Source organism: Corynebacterium sp. HMSC076G08 (genome assembly GCF_001811515.1).
Classification (GTDB): Bacteria; Actinomycetota; Actinomycetes; order Mycobacteriales; family Mycobacteriaceae; genus Corynebacterium; species Corynebacterium hiratae.
The window spans coordinates 22,665-45,546 of record NZ_KV805079.1; the positions used below are offsets into that span (position 1 = coordinate 22,665).

At 60.4% G+C, this 22,882-nt stretch carries 18 protein-coding genes and 1 pseudogene; 8 read left to right on the plus strand and 11 right to left on the minus strand.

The window, feature by feature from the left end; translation table 11 throughout:
* Position 1: 1 nt before the first annotated feature.
* The 6 genes from HMPREF2806_RS10135 to HMPREF2806_RS10160 all read right to left on the minus strand — a co-directional run bounded on the left by HMPREF2806_RS10135 (position 2) and on the right by HMPREF2806_RS10160 (position 6,512).
* Complete coding sequence (locus HMPREF2806_RS10135) at positions 2 to 787, minus strand: HpcH/HpaI aldolase family protein (protein WP_070512979.1); 786 nt, start codon at positions 785 to 787, stop codon at positions 2 to 4.
* Positions 772 to 1,557, minus strand: a complete 786-nt coding sequence (hpaH, locus tag HMPREF2806_RS10140) for a 2-oxo-hept-4-ene-1,7-dioate hydratase (RefSeq protein WP_046648741.1) — start codon at positions 1,555 to 1,557, stop codon at positions 772 to 774. The genes HMPREF2806_RS10135 and hpaH overlap by 16 nt, the downstream gene beginning before the upstream one ends.
* A 156-nt stretch (positions 1,558 to 1,713) precedes the next feature.
* Positions 1,714 to 2,790: a 3,4-dihydroxyphenylacetate 2,3-dioxygenase gene (gene hpaD, locus HMPREF2806_RS10145; protein WP_070517631.1), complete on the minus strand. Its 1,077-nt coding sequence runs from the start codon at positions 2,788 to 2,790 to the stop codon at positions 1,714 to 1,716.
* Positions 2,791 to 2,843: 53 nt separating this feature from the next.
* The gene (gene hpaE / locus HMPREF2806_RS10150; RefSeq protein WP_070512973.1) at positions 2,844 to 4,361 is read right to left on the minus strand and encodes a 5-carboxymethyl-2-hydroxymuconate semialdehyde dehydrogenase; all 1,518 of its coding nucleotides are present in this window, start codon (positions 4,359 to 4,361) and stop codon (positions 2,844 to 2,846) included.
* A 16-nt stretch (positions 4,362 to 4,377) separates the two neighbouring features.
* Positions 4,378 to 5,040 (minus strand): GntR family transcriptional regulator, encoded by a 663-nt coding sequence (locus tag HMPREF2806_RS10155; protein WP_070517632.1) that lies wholly within the window; start codon positions 5,038 to 5,040, stop codon positions 4,378 to 4,380.
* Positions 5,037 to 6,512, minus strand: coding sequence for a fumarylacetoacetate hydrolase family protein (locus tag HMPREF2806_RS10160; protein WP_070517633.1), 1,476 nt, complete (start codon positions 6,510 to 6,512; stop codon positions 5,037 to 5,039). The genes HMPREF2806_RS10155 and HMPREF2806_RS10160 overlap by 4 nt, the downstream gene beginning before the upstream one ends.
* Positions 6,513 to 6,634: 122 nt before the next feature.
* On the opposite strand from HMPREF2806_RS10160, the pseudogene HMPREF2806_RS10165 reads away from it, so the two are divergent.
* Together HMPREF2806_RS10165 and HMPREF2806_RS10170 are read left to right on the plus strand one after the other, a co-directional pair.
* Positions 6,635 to 8,006: pseudogene (locus tag HMPREF2806_RS10165) on the plus strand (MFS transporter).
* Between the two features lie 205 nt (positions 8,007 to 8,211).
* Positions 8,212 to 10,062, plus strand: coding sequence for an FAD-binding monooxygenase (locus HMPREF2806_RS10170; protein ID WP_070517634.1), 1,851 nt, complete (start codon positions 8,212 to 8,214; stop codon positions 10,060 to 10,062).
* 146 nt (positions 10,063 to 10,208) lie between these two features.
* On the opposite strand, the gene HMPREF2806_RS10175 is transcribed toward HMPREF2806_RS10170, so the two are convergent.
* From HMPREF2806_RS10175 to HMPREF2806_RS10185, 3 genes are read right to left on the minus strand one after another with little or no spacing between them, the layout of a single operon-like run.
* Positions 10,209 to 10,997, minus strand: a complete 789-nt coding sequence (locus tag HMPREF2806_RS10175) for an ABC transporter ATP-binding protein (RefSeq protein ID WP_070512969.1) — start codon at positions 10,995 to 10,997, stop codon at positions 10,209 to 10,211.
* A gap of 3 nt (positions 10,998 to 11,000) precedes the next feature.
* Entirely contained in the window at positions 11,001 to 11,858 is an 858-nt protein-coding gene (locus tag HMPREF2806_RS10180) for an ABC transporter permease (RefSeq protein ID WP_046648734.1), read from the minus strand.
* Entirely contained in the window at positions 11,855 to 12,838 is a 984-nt protein-coding gene (locus HMPREF2806_RS10185; protein ID WP_070517635.1) for an ABC transporter substrate-binding protein, read from the minus strand. The genes HMPREF2806_RS10180 and HMPREF2806_RS10185 overlap by 4 nt, the downstream gene beginning before the upstream one ends.
* Before the next feature lie 431 nt (positions 12,839 to 13,269).
* Here HMPREF2806_RS10185 and HMPREF2806_RS10190 point away from each other — a divergent pair, with 431 nt between their 5' ends.
* The 6 genes from HMPREF2806_RS10190 to trpA are packed head-to-tail and all read left to right on the plus strand — an operon-like array spanning position 13,270 to position 19,897.
* A complete protein-coding gene (locus tag HMPREF2806_RS10190) occupies positions 13,270 to 14,769 on the plus strand; it encodes an anthranilate synthase component 1 (RefSeq protein ID WP_070517636.1) in 1,500 nt (499 codons plus the stop codon).
* On the plus strand, positions 14,766 to 15,410 hold the full coding sequence (locus HMPREF2806_RS10195; protein WP_070517637.1) for an anthranilate synthase component II: 645 nt from the start codon (positions 14,766 to 14,768) through the stop codon (positions 15,408 to 15,410). The genes HMPREF2806_RS10190 and HMPREF2806_RS10195 overlap by 4 nt, the downstream gene beginning before the upstream one ends.
* On the plus strand, positions 15,410 to 16,447 hold the full coding sequence (gene trpD / locus HMPREF2806_RS10200) for an anthranilate phosphoribosyltransferase (RefSeq protein WP_070517638.1): 1,038 nt from the start codon (positions 15,410 to 15,412) through the stop codon (positions 16,445 to 16,447). Before HMPREF2806_RS10195 ends, trpD begins: the two co-directional genes overlap by 1 nt.
* Positions 16,425 to 17,807, plus strand: a complete 1,383-nt coding sequence (gene trpCF, locus HMPREF2806_RS10205) for a bifunctional indole-3-glycerol-phosphate synthase TrpC/phosphoribosylanthranilate isomerase TrpF (RefSeq protein ID WP_070517639.1) — start codon at positions 16,425 to 16,427, stop codon at positions 17,805 to 17,807. The genes trpD and trpCF overlap by 23 nt, the downstream gene beginning before the upstream one ends.
* 45 nt (positions 17,808 to 17,852) lie before the next feature.
* Positions 17,853 to 19,067, plus strand: a complete 1,215-nt coding sequence (gene trpB, locus HMPREF2806_RS10210) for a tryptophan synthase subunit beta (RefSeq protein WP_049155597.1) — start codon at positions 17,853 to 17,855, stop codon at positions 19,065 to 19,067.
* Positions 19,067 to 19,897 carry a tryptophan synthase subunit alpha gene (gene trpA / locus HMPREF2806_RS10215; protein WP_070517640.1) on the plus strand — a complete coding sequence of 277 codons (831 nt, stop codon included), beginning with the start codon at positions 19,067 to 19,069 and terminating at the stop codon, positions 19,895 to 19,897. The genes trpB and trpA overlap by 1 nt, the downstream gene beginning before the upstream one ends.
* Positions 19,898 to 19,987: 90 nt before the next feature.
* Here trpA and HMPREF2806_RS10220 read toward each other — a convergent pair whose 3' ends face one another.
* Positions 19,988 to 21,193: an HNH endonuclease signature motif containing protein gene (locus HMPREF2806_RS10220; RefSeq protein ID WP_232745422.1), complete on the minus strand. Its 1,206-nt coding sequence runs from the start codon at positions 21,191 to 21,193 to the stop codon at positions 19,988 to 19,990.
* Between the two features lie 360 nt (positions 21,194 to 21,553).
* The gene (locus HMPREF2806_RS10225) at positions 21,554 to 22,789 is read right to left on the minus strand and encodes a dicarboxylate/amino acid:cation symporter (protein WP_070517642.1); all 1,236 of its coding nucleotides are present in this window, start codon (positions 22,787 to 22,789) and stop codon (positions 21,554 to 21,556) included.
* Positions 22,790 to 22,882 lie beyond the last annotated feature (93 nt).

Consider the following 22,882-nt stretch of genomic DNA (forward strand, 5'->3'; position numbering starts at 1 on the left):
TTTACCCTCCCAAATGGAATTTGTCTGCCAGTTGGCGTGCCGCACCCGAAAGAAGTTGAACATCCGCCCCAACCAGGGCAAATGATGCGCCGGAAGCTATGTATTTCTGGGCCTGTTCAAGGTTGAAAGCGTTGACGCCTACCTTCTTTCCGGAAGCGCGCACGGCTTCAAATGTGTGATTAACCGCCTCGATCACATCCGGATGGGTCTGCTGACCCAGCAGCCCCATGGAGGCCGCCAGATCAGAGGGACCGACGAAGATGTTGTCCACCCCGTCAAGAGCCACGATTTCTTCCACGTTCTCTACCGCGGTCGCAGACTCAATCTGCACCGTGAGGCTCACCGTATCTGAGGCATTGGCGAGGTAGTTCTCCACGCCGTTCCAGCGTGAGGAGCGGGCCAGCGCCGAGCCCACGCCGCGCACGCCGCGGGGAGGGTAGTGCATGGCTGCTACGGCAGCCTCGGCTTCCTCGACGGTATCAATCATGGGCACCATCAAGTTTTGTACACCCAGGTCAAGGTACTGTTTGATGAGTGCCGTGTTGTTTACTGGCACGCGGACCACGCGCGTCACGCCGTAGGCGTCGGTAGCCCGCAGCAGAGAGAGGATGGTTTCGAGGCCATAGGGCGAGTGTTCGCCGTCGATCAGCGTCCAGCTAAAGCCAGCCGAGGCGATGATCTCCGCTGCAGCCTCCGAGCCGGAACAGATCCAGGCGCCAACGAGCGGCTGCTCGGCCTTTTCTAGGACGTCCGCGAAAGTGGGCGGCAGCTTTACTGGAATCGGCATGTGATGGACCCCAACTTTCCATAGTCTGCATGGACGGTATCGCCCGGTTCAACCCACATGGGCTTGGTGAAGGAACCGGCCAGGATGATGTCGCCGGCGGCAAGGCTATCGCCGTGCGCATGAAGCTTGTTGGCAAGCCAAGCCACGCCCATTGCCGGGTGGTTGAGCACAGCCGCGGCCACACCCGTATCTTCGATGGATTCGTTGCGGTAGAGCAATGCAGACACCCAGCGCAGGTCGACGTCTGCGGGATCCACCGGGTTGCCGCCGTAGATCATGGCGCCGAGGGCTGCGTTATCCGAAATGGTGTCGACAATGGTGCGTCCCTCCATCTCAATGCGGGAGGAGAGGATCTCTAGAGCAGGGACGACATACTCAGTAGCGCGCAGCACGTCGAAAATGCTGCAATTCGGCCCCTTTAGCTCCTCCTTGAGCACGAAGGCCAGCTCAACCTCGATGCGGACGTTGGAGAACTGCGCGTGCTCGATAGTGGAGCCGTTCTCATAAACCTGGTCTTCAAAGATTGCGCCGTAGTCCGGTTCGGTAATTCCCGTGGCCTCCTGCATAACCTTGGAGGTCAGGCCAATCTTACGACCGACGAGACGGCGCCCGTCTTCGATGCCGCGGCGCACCCACTCGCGCTGCACCGCGTAGGAGTCCTCAATGCTCATCTCCGGGAAACGGGCGGTCAGCAGCGGGACCATCGACCGGTCCTTTTCGGCTTGCGCCAATTCATCTGCGATAGCGATGTGCTGTTTCTCATCCAGCATGTATTTCGCTCCTTACTGTGTTATTGAACGTGACTGTGGTGTTGTAATGGTTGTTAAACGTTGCGGTTTCACGTGAAACGACAACGCGGCCCCGCGTTATGTGCGCATTATCGACGCCGCGGGACCACGTTAATCAACCTGAGTGCTTAGGCCGTTTTAGAGCTGGTTACCCAGCTTGTACTCGCCCTGCTTCCACTCCGGCATCTCCTCCGAGTCTTCCTTACGGGTGTAGGAGAAGCCGTCCGCACCAATGGTGGCCTCGAGCTCGGACTCATCCTCGCGAGCGACCAGCGGCACCGGGTTGCCATCCAGGTCGAGGACGGTGGAGCCATCGCGGTACCAGGACGGAACAACCGGGGTTCCCCACCAGTCACGGCGCTGGTTATCGTGGACATCCCAGGTCACGACCGGGTTATCCGGGTCGCCGGTGTAGTAGTCCTGGGTGTAGATCTCTACGCGGTGGCCATCCGGGTCACGCAGGTACAGGTAGTAGGCGTTGGAGACGCCGTGGCGGCCCGGGCCGCGCTCAATGCGGTCGGATTCGCGGAGCGCACCCAGCTTGTCACAAATCGCGATGATGTTGTGCTTCTCATGGGTAGCAAAGGCGATGTGGTGCATACGCGGGCCATCGCCACCGGTCATGGCGGTGTCGTGCACCGTCGGCTTACGACGCATCCATGCAGCGTAAACGGTTCCTTCCTCATCGCGAATGTCCTCGGTGGTGCGGAATCCGAGCTCTTCCATGTACTTCACTGCGGCAGTAACGTCCGGAGTGATCTGGTTGAAGTGATCGAGGCGAACGAGCGCACCAGGGATGTGGGCGTCGTATGCCCAGGCCAGACGCTCACGGTGCTCAACCTCGTAAAAGAACTCGTACGGGAATCCCAACGGATCCTGTACACGCACGGAGTCACCGATGCCCTTGACGAAGCCATCCTTGTTACGGCGAACCTCGCAACCACGCGCCTTGTAGAACTCCTCGGCGAGGTCCAGATCCTCCGGCGAACGAACGCGGAAGGAGAATGCAGCGACGGCAGCGACGGGGCCCTGACGCAGCACGAGGTTGTGGTGGATGAACTCCTCGTAGGTGCGCAGGTAGATTTCGTTCTCGTTTTCCTCGGTCACGACGAGACCGAGGGTGTCAACATAGAACTTACGGGATGCAGCGAGATCGGTAACGATGATCTCCATGTAGGCGCAACGCAGAATGTCGGGGGCCTGAATGTCAGCCATGATGGCTCCTTAGTGTGAATTAGTAATGGGGGAGTGGAGAGGGCATGCAGACGTTACTGGTCCTGCTTGCCAAAGACCGGGTTGTGCACCTTGTCCAGGTTGATGTGGACGGCCTGCTGGTCGGTGTAGAAGTCGATCGAGCGGTAGCCGCCCTCGTGGCCCAGGCCGGAAGCCTTAACGCCGCCGAAGGGGGTGCGCAGGTCGCGGACGTTATTGGAGTTGAGCCACACCATGCCGGCCTCAACGTTCTGGGCAAAGTTGTGGGCACGTTTCAGATCCGAGGTCCACACATAGGCGGCAAGACCATACTTCGTGTTGTTCGCCAGCTCGAGTGCCTCTTCGTCGGTATCGAACGGGGTGATAGCAACAACGGGACCGAAGATCTCTTCCTGGAAGATTCGTGCGTCCGGCTTGACGTCAACGAAGACGGTCGGCTGGACAAAGTTGCCTTCCTCGAAGCCTTCCGGGCGCTCGCCGCCGGCGGCCAGGGTGGCCTCCTGCTTGCCAATCTCGATGTAGGAGGTGACCTTCTCGTAGTGCTCCGGGTGGACCAGGGCGCCGACCTCGGTGGTCGGATCGGAGGGCAGACCCACCTTCACGCGCTTAGCCTGGGCGGCGTAGCGCTCCACGAACTCATCGTAGATATCGCGCTGAACCAGGATGCGGGAGCCAGCGGTGCAACGCTCACCGTTGAGGGAGAAGACACCGAAGATACAGGCGTCGATAGCGGTCTCCAGGTCGGCATCGCTGAAGACGATGGCCGGGGACTTGCCACCCAGCTCCATCGACAGGCCCTTGAGGTGCGGGGCTGCGTTGCCGAAAATGATCTGGCCGGTGCGAGATTCACCGGTGAAGGAGATCAGCGGGACGTCCGGGTGCTTAACCAGCGGGTCGCCGGCGTAGCCTTCCTCGCCGAAGCCGTTGACCAGGTTGAAGACGCCCTTCGGCAGGCCAGCCTCCTCGAAGATGCCCGCCCACAGCTGTGCGGACAGCGGAGTGAACTCAGCAGGCTTGAGGACGACGGAGTTACCGGTGGCGATGGCCGGGGCCAGCTTCCAGGACTCCAGCATGAACGGGGTGTTCCACGGGGTAATCAGGCCCGCCACGCCAATCGGCTTACGGTTGACGTAGTTGATCTGGCGGCCCGGTACCTTGTAGGCGTCGTCAGCCTGGGCGACAATCAGGTCAGCGAAGAAGCGGAAATTCTCCGCAGCGCGCTTGGCCTGACCGTTGGCCTGGGTGATCGGCAAGCCGGAGTCGAAGGATTCCCAAGCAGCGAGCTTGTCTGCGCGGCTTTCGACGATGTCGGCGATCTTGTTGAGGACGCGGGCGCGCTCACGCGGCAGCGCCTTGGACCATGGGCCGTTCTCGAAGGCGTCCTTAGCGGCGGCGACCGCCTTGTCAATGTCCTCCGGCTTGCCAGAGGCGGCCTTGATGTAGGTCTTATTGGTTACCGGATCCAAGACCTCGAATTCATCGCCGTCGATCGACGGGACAAACTCGCCGTTGATGTAGTGAAGAATCTTCTCTGGAAGGTCGGTGGGCTTAGCAGCATCGTTGTTAATAGCCATGAGTGCTGTGAACTCCTTAATCGTTTTTCTTGCGATAGGTGTTGAGGGTGGACAGTCGGTGTTGCCTGGCCACTTTTTCTATGTAGGCGGGTTCCGCGCCAGCCTCGATGAGGCTGACCAATTGCTCGTGCTCGCGCGTTGACTCTTGGGCTCTCTCCGGCACGTAGCGGAAGGTCGAGACGCGGTGGTATTCCAATTGCTTCCATTGGTCCACCACCAAGTCCTTCAACCTCTCGTTCGGGCACTTGGAGAAGAGAACGCTATGAAATTCTTTGTTGAGCTGGGTAAATTCTTCTGGATCGTGGTGGATATCGAGCTCCCGCATGCGCTGGTTGATCTCTCGCGCCCGGGCAATATCCTCCGCGTTGAGATACGGGGCGGATTGGGCCGTGGCATTGGCTTCCACGGTGGCCACGATGTCCATGGATTCGTAGTAGGCCTCGCGATTGTAGGTGGTCACGCTGGCACCGACGTTGCGTTCGTAGGTGACCATCCCTTCCGCTTCGAGTTGCCGAATAGCCTCGCGGACGGGAACTACGCTGATCCCCAGTTCATCCGCGATTGTTGCCAACACGAGGCGATACCCGGGCTCATAGTCGCGAGTCCGAATCCTTTCACTTATCCAGTTATAGGCTTGTTGGGATTTACTTTCCCCGGCTGGTGCTGCGGTTTGCGTCATTGACCACCTGCCTTTCCATCACGGAAAGCGATGTAGGCTTCCTTGTTCGCTCCGGTCGGCGGGAAGAGCCCATCCAAGCTGGCGCCTTCCTCCACCTGGGAAGCGACCCATTCGTCCTCGTGCTCCTTGGCGAGGGCACCTTCGGCGACTTCGGCTGCGATATCGCGGGGGATGACCACGACGCCGTCATCATCACCAACGATGATGTCACCTGGGAGGACGGTGGCGTTTCCGCAGGAAACAGCGATATCGCTATCCCACGGGACATGCTTGCGGCCGAGCACGCAGGGGTGAGCGCCCTGGGTGAAGACGGGCAGGCCGATCTCCTTCACAGCCTCGTAGTCACGCACGCCACCATCAGTGACAACGCCGGCTGCACCACGTACCTTGGCGCGCAGTGCCAGAATGTCACCCAGTGTTCCTGAGCCGGATTCCTGGCGGGCCTCAATAACGATGACCTCGCCTTCCTTGACGGTGTCGAAGACTTTCTTCTGCTCGTTGAGGCCACCGCCGTGGGACTTGAACAGGTCCTCGCGGCCGGCCACGAAGCGCAGGGTGCGGGCAACGCCCACCATCTTGGTTCCCTTAGCCTGCGGGTACACGCCTTCGATCACGGACTGGTTGATGCCGCGCTTGCGCAGCTGAGCGGACAAGCCGGCGGTCGGGGCCTTCTCCAAGGCCGCCTTGAGCTCGGGATCGAGGCCGACCGCATCCTTAGGAGGAAGGCCGGCGGATTCGCGGTCACCGTAGGCGTCCTCGCGCTGCTTATCATCCACGTAGGGCAGGTTGCCCAGCTGCGGATCGAAAGAGGCGGGGACCTCCTTCACGGTAGTCTTCAGCCTGCCGGAGCTCACGCCACCTGGCACGTCAACCTCGACCTCAACAACGTCACCAGGCTCAATGACAGAGGAGCCGGCCGGGGTGCCGGTGAGGATGATGTCACCGGTCTCCAGCGTCATGTGCTGGGATAGGTCGGCCACAAACTGTGCGAGCGGGAAGATGAGATCCTCATCAGAAGATGTTCCCTCCTGAACAACCTCGCCATTGACCCAGGTGCGGAGGCGAAGACCCTTGGGGTCGATCCCTTGGGCGTCGATAAGCTCCGGCCCGATGGGGGTGTATCCATCGCGGGATTTGGAGCGGGTGTTGGAGCCCTTGTCCTGCACCTTGTAGTCATACAGACCAATGTCGTTCGAAGCCGTCACGTAGGCGACGTGTTTCCACGCATCCTCAAGCGATACGTTGCGGGCCGGGGTTCCGATGATGAGCGCGATTTCTCCCTCAAAAGCCAGCAGCTCCGTTCCCTCGGGGCGTTCAACAACCCCGCCCGATTCAGCCAGCGTGCTAGTCGCCTTGAGGAAGTAGCTCGGGGTCTTGGGCCAGCGACCGCGCTGCGCCGCGCGGGACTCAAAGGCCACATGGACAGCGATCATTTTGCCCGGTTTAACCGGCAAGAACTCAGGTACAGCCATGAAGAATCCTTAATTGTGAACAAATCCTTACCCAGATCGTATATTATCCCTACCACCACCGCAAGTGGTTCAACTCACACACATTTCCATATATGGCACACCGCATGCCGAAAGGAACCAGAATGTCGCACACATCTGTCACGCCGGCAATTTCGACGGCCGAACGCCGCCGCGTCGTCGCCGCGACTACCATCGGTACCGCCATCGAGTGGTACGACTACTTCCTCTATGCCGCAGTGGCCGGACTCGTGTTCAACCAGCTCATGTTCGGCCCGCTCGAGGGTGGCCTAGCCACCATCATTTCCTTCCTCACCGTGGGATTGTCCTTCCTATTCCCTATTCCGACCCGTCGGCGCGTTTCTGGCAGGACACTTCGCGGACCGCTTCGGCCGCCGCGTGGTCCTCATGGTCACGCTCCTCGCCATGGGTGGTGCGACCACCCTCATCGGCCTTCTGCCCACCTACGAGACCGCCGGAATCTGGGCGCCGATCCTCCTCATCACCTTGCGCATTATTCAGGGCATCTCCGCAGGTGGCGAGTGGGGGTCCGCCGTACTCATGGCTGTGGAGCACGCACCGAATGACAAGCGCGGTCTCTACGGCGCAGGCCCCCAGATCGGCGTTCCTGCCGGTCTGCTGCTTTCTTCCGGCGTGCTCTCCATCATGAACACCATCGCGCCTGGCGACGCCTTCATGAGCTGGGGCTGGCGCGTACCTTTCCTGCTCTCCTTCGTTCTCATCCTGGTGGGCTACCTCATCCGCATGGGCGTCGACGAGTCCCCAGTCTTCGAAGAGATTGCAGAGCGCGAGGAGGAAGAGGCCACCAACCCCATTGGCAAGCTCTTCAAGAATTTCACCCCGCTGGTCCTGGTCGCGGCCCTCGTTTTTGCAGGTAACGGCACCGTCGGCTACATGACCACGGGCGGCTATATTCAGCGCTACGCCACCGATCCCGACGGCCTCGTTGCCCTCGACCGCGGTGACGTCCTCAACGCCGTGACCGTCTCTGCGGTCACGTGGGCATTGATGACTTTGTTCGCGGGATACATCTCCGATTACATCGGCCGCCGAAACACCTACCTCATCGGATTCATCCTGCAGGGAATCGGCGCTGCCGCCCTTTTCCCGCTGGTCAACACCGGTAGCCTGGGGCTTCTCTACGGCGCACTCATTTTCCTGACCGTCGGCCTGGGCCTGACCTATGGCGCACAGTCCGCGATGTACGCCGAGCTCTTCCCCGCCTCCATTCGCGCTACCGGCGTGTCCATCACTTATGCCCTCGGCTCGGTGTTGGGCGGCGCCTTCGCCCCCATGATCGCCGCGTCGCTCGTGGAGGCTACCGGCACCACCTTCGCGGTGTCGGGCTACCTCGTCTCCGCCTCGATTGTCGGCTTCATCTGCGCTTTCATCCTGCGCGAGCGCAAGGGAATCGCACTCGGCGCAGAGCACGAGTCCGAGCAATCTCAGGGACACTTCATCTTCAGCCCGCGCTAGGCGACGTCCTGTGCGCAGATCATTGTGCAGAAGACGCGCATCATATATGATTCTAAAAATAAGACCCAGCTCACATACTCCAGACGCCTTGAACTGAGTCACCATCTCCACGAGCAAAGCTCACAGAGCGATGGGGGAGTAGCTACCACCCCCATCACTCGCTTTTGTTCTCGACCACGACAACCCGCTGACTAAGGAGTCCACAGTGCAGTTCCACCACAACGGCTACGTTTCGGAAGATCCCCGCGTGCACGATCCCGCAGGGTATGGCATCGATCGCGCCTCTGAGCTTCCCGATGAAATGGACGTCCTCATTGTGGGCTCCGGCCCGGCCGGCATGATCGCAGCCGCACAGCTAGCAATGTTCCCCGACGTCAACACGCGCATCATTGAACGCCGCCCCCACCGCCTCGAGTTGGGCCAGGCAGACGGCATCCAGTCCCGTTCCGTAGAAACCTTCCAGGCCTTCGGCTTTGCCAAGGAAATCACGGAAGAGGCCTATGAAATCACCGAGATGTCCTTCTGGAACCCCGATCCGCAGGACCGCTCCAAGATTGTTCGCGGCGCCCGTCCGATTGACGACGAACACGGAATCTCCGAGTTCCCCCACCTCATTGTGAACCAGGCTCGCGTGTTGGACTACTTCGCCCGCTACGCACGCCGAGCACCCGGCCGAATCACCCCGGATTACGGCTGGAACTTCGTCTCCCTTGAGGTAGGGGAGGGCGAATACCCCGTGACGGTGCACCTCGAGGATGTCGACGGCAACCCGCGCGACGTACGCGCTAAGTACGTCGTGGGCTGCGATGGCGCGAAGTCCCGCGTCCGCAAGTCCATTGGCTGCTCGCTCAAGGGTGACCAGGCCAATCACGCATGGGGCGTCATGGACGTTGTCGTCGATACCGACTTCCCGGACTGGCGCACCAAGTGTGCCATCCACTCGCAGGCCGGCTCAATCCTGCACATCCCGCGTGAGGGCGGTTACCTCTGCCGCATCTACGTCGACCTTGGTGTCGTGCCCGAGGATGACAACCACAAGGTCCGCTCCACCCCGATTGAGAAGATCATCGAGAAGGCAAACGAGATCTACTCGCCCTACTTCATCGACGTCAAGATGGTCGCTTGGCACTCCGTGTACGAGGTGGGGCACCGCCTCGTCGATGCCTTCGACAACAACGATGAGGACCCGCGCGTCTTCCTCACCGGCGACGCCTGCCACACCCACTCCGCCAAGGCCGGCCAGGGCATGAACGTCTCCATGCAGGATGGCTTCAATATCGGGTGGAAGCTCGGCCACGTCCTCGATGGCCGCGCGCCGAAGGAACTCCTGGCCACCTACCACGGCGAGCGCCAGCCAGCCGCGCAGAACCTCATCAACTTCGACCGCGAATGGTCGACCCTCATGGCCACCCCAACCGAGGAGCTGGATGATCCCGAGGCAGTCGAGAAGTACTACGTCTCCGCAGAGGAGTTCGCCGCCGGCATGATGACGCAGTACGAAGAAAACCTCATCGTCGGCAGCACCGAGCACCAGAAGCTGGCCGTCGGCTTCCCGGTGGGCAAGCGTTTCAAGTCCTACGAGGTTCTGCGCCGCTGTGACGCGTACCCCCAGCACCTGGGCCACCAGCACACCGCTGACGGCCGCTACCGCATCTACGCCTTCGCTGATGCACCCAAAGCCGGCGAAACCTCGAAGCTCAGCGAGTGGGCCGAGAAGGTCGGCCCCATCCTCGCCAAGTTCACCCCTGAGGGCGCCGACGAGAACACCTACTTCGACGTGAAGGCCATCTACCAGCAGACGGACCACCACGAGTACGAAATCCTCGACGCTCCACTCCTGTTCCGGCCCCGCAACGGCAAGTTCAATATCCCGAACTGGGAGAATGTTTTCAATGCTCTGCCGGGAGACAAGGATATCTTCCACACCCGCGGCATTTCCCGCGACGGTGCCGTCGTCATCGTTCGCCCGGACCAGTACGTAGGAGCGGTCCTTCCGCTGGATGACCCAGCTGCCGTCGAGGACTACTTCTCTTCCGCGCTCATCAAGCTCACCTAGTTCCGGTTTCACGTAAAACCAAGAGGGCTCAGCACAACGCTGGGCCCTCTTTCAATGCCGCCGCTAAGCCACCACGGACAAAAAGAAACCTAAGTGCTGCCAAGTGCAACACCTAGGTTTCACGTGAAACAACCACGCTTCGACTTCTACTGCAGGAGGGTCCTATCGGACGTCGCTCCCTTAATCTTCGCGAACTCCGCCATGAGATCCTCCACTGTGAGCTTCGCCTTCTGCTCGGCGTCAGCGGAGTAGATGATCTCACCCTCATGCATCATGATGAGGCGGTTTCCCACTTGCAGCGCTTGCGCCATGTTGTGCGTCACCATCAGAGTGGTGAGCTGGCCTTGCTCCACAATGCGCTTCGTCAGTGTGGTCACCAGCTCCGCGCGTTGCGGGTCGAGGGCGGCTGTGTGCTCATCCAGAAGCATCACCTTCGGGTTAGTAAAGCCGGCCATGAGCAACGAGAGGGCCTGGCGCTGACCGCCGGAGAGCAGCCCCACCTTGGTCCCCAGACGCTTCTCTAGGCCGAGCTCGAGGGATTCCAGCTGTTCCACAAAGATGGCCCGGCGCGCGGAATTGAGACCCAAGCCGAGGCCGCGCTTCTTGCCGCGCAGGTACGCCAAGGAGAGATTCTCCTCAATCGTGAGGTTTGGTGCCGTACCCGCCATGGGGTCCTGAAAGACGCGCCCGACCTTCCTTGCACGCTTGTGCTCCGGCTGGCTCGTCACCTCCTGGCCGTCGATCGAGATCTTTCCCGAATCCGGGATGAGCCGGCCCGCAACGGAGTTCAGCAGTGTCGACTTTCCCGCACCGTTAGAGCCGATGACAGTGACAAAGTCACCGGAGGCAAGTTCCAGGGAGACGTCGCGAAGCGCACGGCGTTCGTTGACCGTACCTGGGAAGAAGGTCTTCGAAATCTTATCTACTTTGAGCATGATCTAGGCCTTCCTCTTCCCGCGCACCTTCGTCATACGCGGCACCAGCAGAGCGACAATAACCAGCAGCGCCGTGATGAGCTTCATGTCATTCGGGTTAAGGCCTACCTGAAGCGCAGCGAAGATGATGAGACGGTAGATCACAGAGCCCAAGGCCACCGCCACCACGGCCATCCACAAGCGCGACTGGGGGAGTACCGCTTGTCCCAGAATGACGGATGCCAGACCAACCAGGATGAGTCCGATACCCATCGAAATGTCGGCGAAGCCCTGGTACTGCGCGATGAGAGCACCGCACAGGCCCACCAGGCCATTGGACAGGGCCAGGGTCAGGATCTTGGTGAAATCGGTGGACACGCCAAAGGAGGTGATCATCTGCTGATTGTCACCTGTTGCGCGCAGCGAAAGTCCCAGGTCCGTGGACAGGAACCACACGATCAGCAGGCAGAGCAGCACCGCACCCAAGGCGAGCAAGCCCACCCCGGCCCACGACCCCATTACTGCATCCAGCGGGGTAAACACCGAATCTTGGGAGAGCAACGGAACGTTGGCGCTGCCCATGATGCGCAGGTTGATGGACCACAGACCAATCATGGTGAGGATACCCGCAAGCAAACCGTCGATGCGGCCTTTCGTGTGCAGAAGCCCCGTGATGCAGCCGGCGATAAAGCCGGTGACAAAGCCCGCGGCCGATGCCAGAAAGGGATTAACCCCATTCGTAATGAGCACGCCGGCCGTCGCAGCCCCGGTGGTAAAGGAGCCATCGACGGTCAGGTCCGGGAAGTCAAGGACGCGGAATGTCAGGTAGACGCCCACGGCCATGACCGCATAGATGAGCCCTAGCTCGAGTGCACCAATCACAGCGTCTCAGCCTTCTCCATGATCTCCTTCGGTACCTCAACGCCCTGTGCCTTCACGGCATCCTCGTTAATGACGTAGGTGTACTCAGAGGCGGTTTCTACCGGGGTCTCGGCCGGGTCTGCGCCGTCCTGGAGGATGCGCAGCGCCATCTCACCGGTCTGGCGGCCCAGCTCCTTGTAGTCGATACCGATGGTGGCGGCAGCACCACCTTCAACGGCACCCGAGTCCGCTGCGATGACCGGGATGGTCTTGTCATTCGCTACCTTGATGAGCGAAGAAATGCCGGAAACAACCATGTTGTCGGTCGGCACGTAGACGGCATCGACATCGCCCAGCGCTTCTACGGCCTGCGGTATCTCCGTCACGGAGGTTACGGTCTGCGACTTCACCTCAATACCCTTCGGCTTAGCGGCCTCCGTCAACTGCTCCACCTGCACCTTGGAGTTGACCTCGGCGGAGGAGTAGACCACGCCGACGGTCTTGGCGTCTGGGACCAGCTGGGTAATCAGCTCAACCTGCTCCTCGATGGGCGCGGCGTCAGAGGTACCAGTGACATTCTTGCCCGGCTTATCCAGGGACTCCACCAGCTCCGCCTCCACAGGGTCCGTCACCGCGGTGAACAGAAGCGGTTTGTCCTTGATGGACTTGCTCATGGCCTGGCCGGCCGGGGTGGCGATTGCCAGGTAGAGGTCGTGATTAGCATTTGCCATCTGCTGGGAGATGGACACCGCGGTGCCCTGTTCGCCATTGGCATTCTGGATGTCCCAATCCACGTCCACGCCCGCTTCCTCGAAGGCTTCCTGGAAACCTTCCGCGGCGGCGTCGAGCGAGGGGTGCTGAACCAGCTGGTTGATACCGATGGAGTAGGAGTCTCCACCACCGGAATCACCGCCGGCGTTGTCCGAGGATGAGGAGCACCCCACGAGGGCGGCGGCGCTCAGAGCGAGAGCGGAGAGAGCAGCAGCAGTTTTAGAGAACATAACGGTCCTTTTCTACTCTAGAGTGACTGTTGTGACCGTTATTTAAGCCTCTTTCCATGCGTTTAAGCAGCAGTTTTGTGAATATTTTTCCCGCACGGGGGTACTCTTAGCCCTCCAAAAGCTATACTGTGACAGTTTTAGAGTCCTATATCACATGCTTAAGCTGCATGTTTCCTACATCACCCAGCTCGCTGTGGCCCTGCAGCACATAGACCCCACGGGGGTACCCGCTCACATTTATCTGTACGGCAGAAGGTATCGGTGTTAGAGTCAGTGATGTGAAGAACATTTCGAACCTTTGGTGGTGGCGCGCGTAACCCGCGGGCCTCGTTGTTCTCCCATATTTAAGGCCCGCAGCTGCGGGCTTTTCGGCGTTTTGCTCTCTTTAAAAGCTCGCGGCAGCACACAACATCGTTAAAGAAAGACACCGTATGCCGTTTACAGCCAAACGCGAGGTCGGGTACACACCCGACGCCAGTGCGCTCTTTTATGCCCTCGCCACGCCGCAGGACTCCCTGCTCTTAGAATCAGCGGACATTGAGTCCAAGAAGAACCTCACGTGTATCGCGATCACCAAGGCAGCGCTCAAAGTCGTCTGCCGCGGCCAAGCGGTCACCGCTACCGCATTAACGCCCGCTGGCCAGCTGCTCCTCGACGAGCTTCGCCAAGACTTCCGCTCCAGGATCAGCCAGGACGGTGAGGATAGCACCACCTTTAGTTTCGAGCTCTCCACCGAGCACGATGAGCGCGCCCGCCTCCGCGCCACCTCCACCGCGGATATCCTGCGCACCTTACAATTCAGCCAACTGTATTCCAGTGAATCACTGCCCTTCATCGGCGGCGGTTTCGCCTTCGACTACGTCGAAACCTTCGAGAAGCTACCCCCGGTTCCCGACGGACTCAACGGATACCCCGATTATGAGTTTCTCGTCGCCGAGCACGTTCTCACCGTGGACCACCTGACGGAGACCGCGAAGATCGAGGGGTGGGGCGTCGACAAGCAGGCGCTCGAGGAGGAGCTCGACCGCGCCGCCCGCACCGAGCCCATCACGCCCCAGCCCTCGCAGCCACTCACCACGATCTCCGCGCGCGCCTCCATCGACGACGCTGCTTTTCGACGCCACGTGGAGCGCCTCCAAGGCAACGTCCACGCCGGCGATATTTATCAGGTGGTCCCTTCCCGGGCGTTTAGCCTCGACTGCCCCGACGCCTTCGCTGCCTACCGCACGCTGCGTGAGACCAACCCCTCGCCGTACATGTTCTACCTGCGCGGCACCGAGCATGAGCTCTTCGGCGCCTCTCCGGAATCCAACCTGAAGTACACGGCCACCGACCGGCAGGTACAGCTCTACCCGGTCGCCGGCACCCGCCCGCGCGGCGCGACCCACGAGCTGGACATCCGCAATGAACTCGAGATGCGCACCGATTCCAAGGAGGTCTCCGAGCACATCATGCTGGTGGACCTGGCCCGCAACGACCTCGCCCGCGTCGCCGTCCCCGGCACCCGCCAGGTCGCTGATCTGCTCCAGGTGGACCGCTACTCCCGCGTGATGCACTTGGTCTCCCGCGTCGTCGCCACGCTGCACGAGGATTTCGACGCCCTCGACGCCTACCGTGCCTGCATGAACATGGGCACTCTGACCGGCGCGCCGAAATTGCGCGCGATGGAGCTCATCCGCGAAACCGAGGGCACTCGCCGCGGCTCCTTCGGGGGAGCTATCGGTTACCTGCGCGGCGATGGATCCATGGATAACTGCATCGTCATCCGTTCCGCCTACGTCAAGGATGGAACGGCCGTCGTCCAGGCGGGCGCCGGTGTCGTTCGTGATTCCATCCCCCAATCCGAAGCCGATGAAACGGTCCACAAGGCCTACGCGGTGCTCAGCGCTATCGCCCAGGCACACAACGCATCCCTGGAGGTCATCCGATGAACCCGCACGTCGTCCTCATTGATAACCACGATTCCTTCGTCTACAACCTCGTCGACGCCCTCGCCGGCTATAACACCACCGTCTTCCGTAATACGGTGCCGGTGGAGGAGGTCCTCGCCGCCGAACCCGACATCATCATTCTCTCGCCCGGCCCCGGCCATCCGCGCGACGCCGGATCGATGATGCAGCTTATCGACGCCTCCCTCGGCCGCATCCCTATCCTCGGCATCTGCCTGGGTTTCCAGGCGCTGCTCGAGCACTTCGGCGGCACCGTCGAGCCCTGCGGCCCAGTCCACGGTTCCTCTGTGCCCATGACGCTAACCGACGCTGGTGCGAAGCACCCGCTCTTCCAAGGGCTCACTACTGATTCCGAGCCAGATAATCCGAACTACGTGGGCCGCCTCGTCCCTGTTGCACGCTATCACTCCTTGGGCTGCGCGAGCATTCCCACCCAGATGCGCAGCCTCGCGGAGACGGAGACCGCCATCGGCCCTGTCACGATGGCGGCAGAAACCGTCGACGGCATGGCCCTCGGCCTGCAGTTCCACCCGGAGTCGGTGCTAACTCCAACCGGCCCCATCATGATCGAACGCTGCATTGAACAACTTTCTTCTCTACCCACCATGGAAGGAGCCAAGTAATGACCAATAACCACGCTCTCAAGACACTGCAAGAATTCCTCGATATCCCCGAACCGACCCTCGAGCAAGCAATCGAGGTCTTCACCCCGCTGACGGTGGGGGAGTATGACGACATCCATATCGCGGCCCTCCTTACTCACATCCGTACGCGCGGCGAAACCTTCGCCGATGTGGCCGGCGCCGCCCGCGCCTTCCTCAACGCCGGCCGCCCCTTCCCGGTTACCGGTAAGGGCCTCATGGATACCGCGGGAACCGGTGGCGATGGCGCGAACACCATCAACGTCACCACCGGCGCATCCCTCGTCGCCTCCGCCGGCGGGGTCAAGATGGTCAAGCACGGCAACCGCTCCGTATCCTCCAAGTCGGGCTCCGCGGACGTCCTTGAGGCCCTCGGCATCCCGCTTGATCTCGATCCGGACCGCGCGGTCCGCCAACTCGAGGCCTCGAATTTCACGTTCCTCTTTGCCCCCGCGTACAACCCGGCGGTTGCCCACGTGCAACCGGTTCGCAAGGGCCTTGGCGTCTCCACTCTCTTCAACACCATGGGCCCGCTGCTCAGCCCAGGCCACCCGGAGTTCCAGATCATGGGCATCGCCAACCCCGAACAGGGTCAGCTCATTGCTGAGGTGTTCAAGGATCTTGGCCGCACGCGCGCGCTCGTCGTCCACGGCGCCGGCACCGATGAGATCGCTGTCCACGGCACCACCCAGGTCTGGGAGCTTCGCGACGGCACCATAACCCACTACGAACTCACCCCTGAGGACCTCGGCATTTCCCGCCACGAGCTAGCTGACCTCGCCGGCGGCAACGGCAAGGAAAACGCCGAGGCCCTGCGCGCCGTCTTCGCCGGCACCGGCAAGCCCGCCCACCACGATGCGATCGCCGCGACCACCGGCGCGATGTTCTACCTCAATGGCACGACCGACTCCATCCAAGAGGGCGTCGCGCATGCCGACCAGCTCATCAAGGATGGCACCGTGGCCGCATGGCTGAAGAAGCACGAGGAGGCGAACTATGGCTCTGCCGACCGTGCTTGAGGGGATCGTCGCCAAGCGCCGCACGCATCTGCCCGCAATCCGTGAGCGCCTGGCGCACGTTGATTTAGCTGCCCTCCCGCGCTCGGAGCGCTCCTTCTACGATGCGCTCCGCGGCACCAACCGCTTCATCATGGAGTGCAAGTCTGCCTCTCCGTCGCTGGGGCTGATTCGTGAACACTACGAGCCCGGGGCCATCGCACGGGTGTACTCGCGCTACGCTTCGGCCATTTCGGTGCTGTGCGAGCCGGATCGTTTTGGTGGCGACTACGACCACTTGCAGACCGTGGCTCTATCCACGCACCTGCCAGTGCTGTGCAAGGACTTCATCGTTGACCCCATTCAGGTCTACGCCGCTCGCTATTTTGGCGCCGACGCCATTCTGCTCATGATGTCGATCGTCGATGACGACACCTACGCGGAACTCAAGCAGCTGGCGGATTCCCTTGGGCTCGATGTCCTCACCGAGGCCATTACCGAGGAGGAGGTCGCCCGCGCCACTGCCTTTGGCATCGACGTGATCGGAATTAACAACCGAAACCTCCACGACCTCAGCATCGATCTCACTCGCTCCGAGCGCCTTTCGCACCACGTTCCCTCTGGCAAGGTCATCGTCTCCGAGTCGGGCATCCGCGACAACCAGACCGTTCGACGTCTGGGCTCTCATGCCAATGCCTTCCTCGTTGGCTCCCAGCTCACCGGCACGCCCGATATCGACCGGGCCGCACGTGAGCTAGTCTATGGCCAAAACAAGGTCTGCGGCCTCACGACGTGGTCAGCGGCCCAGGCCGCCCGTGCCGCCGGTGCCGTCTACGGAGGATTCATCTTCGAGGAGGCGTCCCCGCGCAATGTTTCACGTGAAACCGCGCTCGACATCATCGCCCACGAACCCGACCTCAACTACGTCGCGGTCTCTCGCCGCACCTCCGGCTGGGAGGAGCTTGCCTTCGACGACATCGCCGCCCTACAACTCCACGCGCCTTACCAAGGAAGCACCAAGGCTGAGCTCGAACTCATTGAGTCAGTGCGCGCCGTGGCGGGGGAGCGACAGGTCTGGCGCGCCATCGACATGACGGCGCCCCATGGCCCCGCCCTTGCCTCCGCGCTTGCCGACGCCGCCGACAAACTCATCCTCGACTCCGGCGCCGGCGGCACCGGCACATCCTTCGATTGGACGACAGTTCCGGACAGCGTCAAAGACAAGGCACTACTCGCTGGCGGCCTCAGTCCCGACAACCTACCGGATGCTCTCCGCGTCGGTACCGTTGGCCTCGACATCAATTCAGGCGTAGAGGTTAACGGCAGGAAGGACACGGCGCTCATCGCCAAGGCCTTCGACACGATTCGTCACTTTACGTATTAACCCCCACCCCAAGCTTTGCTCCAAGCCCTAGCTAAAAGGAACACTATGACCAACCAACAGGACACCAGGGAGACCCTCCTACCCGCTTATTTCGGGGAGTTTGGCGGACAATTCGTTCCCGAATCCCTCATTCCGGCACTCGACCAATTAGAGAAGGCCTTCGTCGATGCCCAGAACGATCCCACCTTCCGCGAAGAACTGGCCGGCTACCTTCGCGACTACCTCGGCCGTCCAACCCCCTTGACCGAAGCAACAAAACTCGGCGGCAAGGCACGAATCTTCCTCAAGAGGGAAGACCTCGTCCACGGCGGTGCCCACAAGACCAACCAGGTGATCGGCCAGGCGCTCCTGGCCAAGCGGATGGGGAAGACCCGCATCATCGCCGAGACCGGCGCCGGACAGCATGGCACGGCGACCGCCCTCGCCTGTGCTCTGCTGGACCTCGACTGCGTGATCTACATGGGCGCGAAGGACGTCGAGAGGCAGCAGCCCAACGTCTACCGAATGGAGCTGATGGGCGCGAAGGTTGTTCCGGTTGATTCCGGTTCCGGCACGCTCAAGGATGCCGTCAACGAAGCTCTCCGTGACTGGACCGCCACCTTCCACGAATCTCACTACCTCCTCGGCACAGCGGCTGGTCCGCATCCTTTCCCAACGATCGTTCGCGAGTTCCACAAGGTGATTTCCGAAGAGGCCAAGGCCCAGATGATCGAGCGCACCGGCGGTTTGCCGGATCTCGTCGTCGCGTGCGTCGGCGGCGGCTCGAACGCCATTGGTATGTTCGCTGACTTCATCGATGAGGAATCCGTCGAACTCGTTGGAGCGGAACCCGGGGGAGAGGGACTCGATTCCGGACACCACGGCGCGACCATCAACAACGGCACCATCGGCATCCTCCACGGCGCCCGCTCATATCTCATGCGCAATGCCGACGGCCAGGTTGAGGAATCCTATTCCATCTCCGCTGGCCTCGACTACCCGGGCGTCGGTCCACAGCACGCACACCTCGCTCAGACGGGGCGCGCAACCTACGTCGGCATCACCGACGCCGAAGCTCTCGAAGCCTTCCAGCTCCTCAGCCGCCGCGAGGGCATCATCCCCGCCCTCGAGTCCTCGCACGCATTGGCCTATGCCCTCAAGCGCAAGGATGAAGACATCACCATTCTCGTTTCCCTGTCTGGGCGTGGCGACAAGGACATCGACCACGTCCGCCGAACCCTTAGCGAGCACCCCGAACTCAAGATCACGGAGGACAAGTAATGAGCCGTTACGAGAAACTCTTCTCCACCCTCGCCGCACGCGGTGAAGGCGCTTTCGTTCCTTTCATCATGCTCAGCGATCCCGATCCCGAGACCGCCCTCACCATCGTCCGCGCGGCTGTCGCCGGTGGCGCCGACGCTCTCGAGCTAGGTGTCCCGTTCTCGGATCCTGTCGCCGACGGTCCCACGATCCAGGCCTCCCACATTCGCGCGCTCGCCGGCGGTGCAACGGTGGATTCCGCTATCGAGCAGATCCGTCAGATCCGCAGTGAATTCCCGGACCTGCCCATCGGCATGCTTATCTACGGCAACGTGCCCTTCACCCGCGGGCTAGAGACCTTCTATTCCGAGTTTCACGAGGCCGGCGCCGATAGCATCCTGCTTCCCGATATCCCTGTTCGCGAAGGCGCCCCCTTCGTCGCCGCAGCCGACAAAGCAGGAATCGATCCTATTTTCATCGCACCAGCACAAGCCTCCGAGAAAACCCTCGAGGGCGTAGCGAAGTATTCCAAGGGCTATATCTACGCGATTTCCCGCGACGGTGTTACCGGCACCGAGAAGGAGTCGGAGACCCGCGGGCTCGCTGACGTAGTGGGAAACGTGAAACGTTTCGGAGGTGCACCGATTCTCCTTGGCTTTGGAATCTCCACCCCGCAACACGTTGCCGACGCCATTGCTGCCGGCGCTGCGGGAGCAATCACCGGTTCCGCTCTGGCCAATGTCGTTGATGCCCACCTCGACGATGACAACCGCCCGAACGACACTCTCGCCGCTGCGGTCACCGACTTCGTCTCCACCATGAAGGCAGCCACCAGGCAGAAGCAGTCCTAGCTAAGTTCAAATCACAACGGCCTCTTTCCGTCAAAATCCGCGCCTACGCGCGGCAGGGCGGAAGGGGGCCGTTTCACGTGAAACGCTTCCCTAGAAGGGAATCTCCTCTCCGCCATTCGTGTAGCGATCTGTCGGATCAGTCATGTCGAATACTTCGACCATGGTTCCGTTATCCATTTCCACCTTCAGAGCCTGCGCGGCTTCGTGCATCTTGCGACGGTGAGCAACGACGTCTTCCGCAATGGTCCGGGCCCACACCTTCGAGGCTGGTGCCAATGGGCCGGTCGCTTCCGTGACCGCCCAGGTTCCGTCCTCGTACAGCCACACGACATCGCCGGTTACGGGATCCAGGATGTAAAAGGCCCGCCCGTCGGTCTTCATATTGTGATGGTGCTGGCACAGGGCCACCATGTTATCCGGATGCGTCGGGCCTCCATCCGCGTAGTTAATCCGGTGATCCAACTGGCAGGCCCATGCAGGACGATTACAACCAGGTGCCCGGCACGTACCGTCGCGGCCCTCGACATACTTTCGCGTGAATTCTGAAGGCTGATAGCCCTGACAAGCTTCCGGGGCAGTGGTGAAATCGCGCCTCACGGTCTTCGAAGCCGGAACGCCCTCGCCGTTCCACCCATGTCCTTGGACATAGACCGGCGCACCCTCGACGTCTTTTGCCTTGTATTCGTGGACGACGACCTTACCCGCCTCTGGCTCGATCTTGCCGGTAATGAGCAGTACCAGCGCATCGGCCATGGAGACGCCATGTTCCTTTGCTGCCAACTTGATGGTTTCGTGGATGACGACACCCACGTTGCTATCCACTTCTAGCTCGATTAACCCACGTTCCCCGCGGGTGAGAAGAGAGTAGCGATTCTTCTTGCGCTTGTCACGGAAGGATACGGAGTCATCGAGCACCTTGCAGATGTCTCGAACCTTGCGCCGTATCTTCTCTACTGAGGGAAAGACTTGATTCGGCTTGGTCGGCGTTAACCAGACGGATAGCTTCTCATCCACTTCCGCTATAACAGCCGCCGTCGGATTGCCAAGCTTTGCCATCACCTGATCGATAGCAACTAGCATCTGCATGTCCAGTAAACAGTCCGCCTTCTGCAGGGCACGCAGCTTCGGCATTTCATCAAGACGGATCAGCGCCATGACATTGCGCGCAACGTGAGCCGGAGATTTTCCGGTCTTTTGCCCGATGCGCATAAAGGCGGTATCGGAGTCCTCATCGAGTGGTGGTTGGACGCCTGACCAGAATTCGTACTCGATTCTGCGCATGAGCTGACCAGCCATGCATTCAGGATCACGCGGATTTGAGTGGGAAAAGTATGCAGTGGGAAGTGACGTAGATGATTGTGCTGTGGTTGCCATGGGTAGCTGCACCCCTAAATTTGCGGAACAATTCGTTCCCCCACACCCAGCTATAGAATACCTGTTCTAACAATAAAGCGCAAGCCCTCTCCCAAGAAAATGGGGCTTAGGCCCGAACCGCCACGGCCAGAACCGCAGTCTACGCATCGGGCCACTAGCCCCCTACACGGCTGCGCACACTCTCCGAAATTAGGGCAAGAAAAATCCCCCTTCGCCCAACTATCCATCGCGGGTATCATGTCGGAAAAGGGGGAGTAGAAGCTTCAGGGTTTCACGTGAAACTTAGGCCTTGCTGAGCTCTTCGTCAGCAGCCTCGGCATCTGCCTCGGCCTCTAGGCCCTCAATCTTATCGCGCGCGAAGCGGTCGACGATCATGGCGATGGCGCCGTCCCCTGTAACGTTTGCGGCGGTACCCACGGAGTCAATAGCGATGTAGGCGGCAATCATCAATGCGACCATCGAGTTATCAAAGCCCATATTCGCTTGCAGAAGTCCGACCGCGACCATCACCGCGCCACCCGGAACGCCAGGAGCAGCGACCATCATGATGCCCAACAGCAAGATGAAGCCAAGGGCCTTCCCAAGGTCAGCTTCCATACCATCAGCCATGTACACGATCGCGAAAGCGTACAGGGTGAGCTTGATCATCGAACCAGAAAGGTGAATCGTCGCGCAAAGCGGAATCACGAAACCTGCCACCGGCTTGGAGATTCCATTCTTCAGTGCGGCGTCGAGAGTGACCGGAATAGTAGCCGCAGAGGAAGACGTACCCAACGCAGTAAAGTACGCCGGAGCCATGTTCTTCAGTGCAGAGAATGGATTCTTGGCCGCAATCGCGCCAGCGATAATGTACTGCAGCACCAGGTAGACCAAGGTCATCACAACCGCGAGCAGAAGCACCTTAGTGAAGGCGATCAGCACGGTACCGATATTTCCATTCATACCCAAGGAGAGGAACATACCGAAGATGTAGATCGGCAGAAGGGGGATCACGAAACCCCAAATGACCTTGATAACGACGTTCTCAAATTCCTTCGTAAGTGTGTAAAGATTGTCCGACTTCACAGTCGTCATGGCTACGCCGATACAGAAGGACAGCAGCAGCGCCGTCATCACTTCGAAAGGCGCTGGCATCTCAACCGTAAAGTACGGCTCGAGAGCTCCCGCATCGATGTCAGAAACCTCGGTATTGAGCGTTTGTCCGGCCAGCAAAGTGGGGTAGAGGACCTGGGTCAAGCCGTATGCGATAAGCCCTGCCACGATAGTCGAGCCGTAGGCAATTCCCGCAGTAATGCCCAACCACTTACCGGCACCACGCCCAAGGCCTGCGATTGCCGGGGCCACGAGCGCAAGGATAAGGACTGGAATGAAGAAGCCGAGGAAGTTTGAAAACAGGCCGTTATAGGTTGCGAAAGCCCTGCCAAACCATTCCGGGGCAAACTGGCTAACGATGATGCCCAAGACTATCGCGACGATAATCTTGAACAACAGAGAGTCGAGAACACTCTTAAATGTCATGATTGAATCTTTTCTATGGTTGCTACCACGCTGATCAGTTCGCTCGATAATAAAGTCTTTAATATCTACCAAGCGACACGAAATGTATATTAC

Coding starts and splice junctions, on each gene's coding strand:
- HMPREF2806_RS10135 (WP_070512979.1), bottom strand. CDS start 787: ATGCCGATTCCAGTAAAGCTGCCGCCCACTTTCGCGGACGTCCTAGAA.
- hpaH (WP_046648741.1), bottom strand. CDS start 1,557: ATGCTGGATGAGAAACAGCACATCGCTATCGCAGATGAATTGGCGCAA.
- hpaD (WP_070517631.1), bottom strand. CDS start 2,790: ATGGCTGACATTCAGGCCCCCGACATTCTGCGTTGCGCCTACATGGAG.
- hpaE (WP_070512973.1), bottom strand. CDS start 4,361: ATGGCTATTAACAACGATGCTGCTAAGCCCACCGACCTTCCAGAGAAG.
- HMPREF2806_RS10155 (WP_070517632.1), bottom strand. CDS start 5,040: ATGACGCAAACCGCAGCACCAGCCGGGGAAAGTAAATCCCAACAAGCC.
- HMPREF2806_RS10160 (WP_070517633.1), bottom strand. CDS start 6,512: ATGGCTGTACCTGAGTTCTTGCCGGTTAAACCGGGCAAAATGATCGCT.
- HMPREF2806_RS10175 (WP_070512969.1), bottom strand. CDS start 10,997: ATGCTCAAAGTAGATAAGATTTCGAAGACCTTCTTCCCAGGTACGGTC.
- HMPREF2806_RS10185 (WP_070517635.1), bottom strand. CDS start 12,838: ATGTTCTCTAAAACTGCTGCTGCTCTCTCCGCTCTCGCTCTGAGCGCC.
- HMPREF2806_RS10190 (WP_070517636.1), top strand. CDS start 13,270: ATGCCGTTTACAGCCAAACGCGAGGTCGGGTACACACCCGACGCCAGT.
- HMPREF2806_RS10195 (WP_070517637.1), top strand. CDS start 14,766: ATGAACCCGCACGTCGTCCTCATTGATAACCACGATTCCTTCGTCTAC.
- trpD (WP_070517638.1), top strand. CDS start 15,410: ATGACCAATAACCACGCTCTCAAGACACTGCAAGAATTCCTCGATATC.
- trpCF (WP_070517639.1), top strand. CDS start 16,425: ATGGCTCTGCCGACCGTGCTTGAGGGGATCGTCGCCAAGCGCCGCACG.
- trpB (WP_049155597.1), top strand. CDS start 17,853: ATGACCAACCAACAGGACACCAGGGAGACCCTCCTACCCGCTTATTTC.
- trpA (WP_070517640.1), top strand. CDS start 19,067: ATGAGCCGTTACGAGAAACTCTTCTCCACCCTCGCCGCACGCGGTGAA.
- HMPREF2806_RS10220 (WP_232745422.1), bottom strand. CDS start 21,193: ATGGCTGGTCAGCTCATGCGCAGAATCGAGTACGAATTCTGGTCAGGC.
- HMPREF2806_RS10225 (WP_070517642.1), bottom strand. CDS start 22,789: ATGACATTTAAGAGTGTTCTCGACTCTCTGTTGTTCAAGATTATCGTC.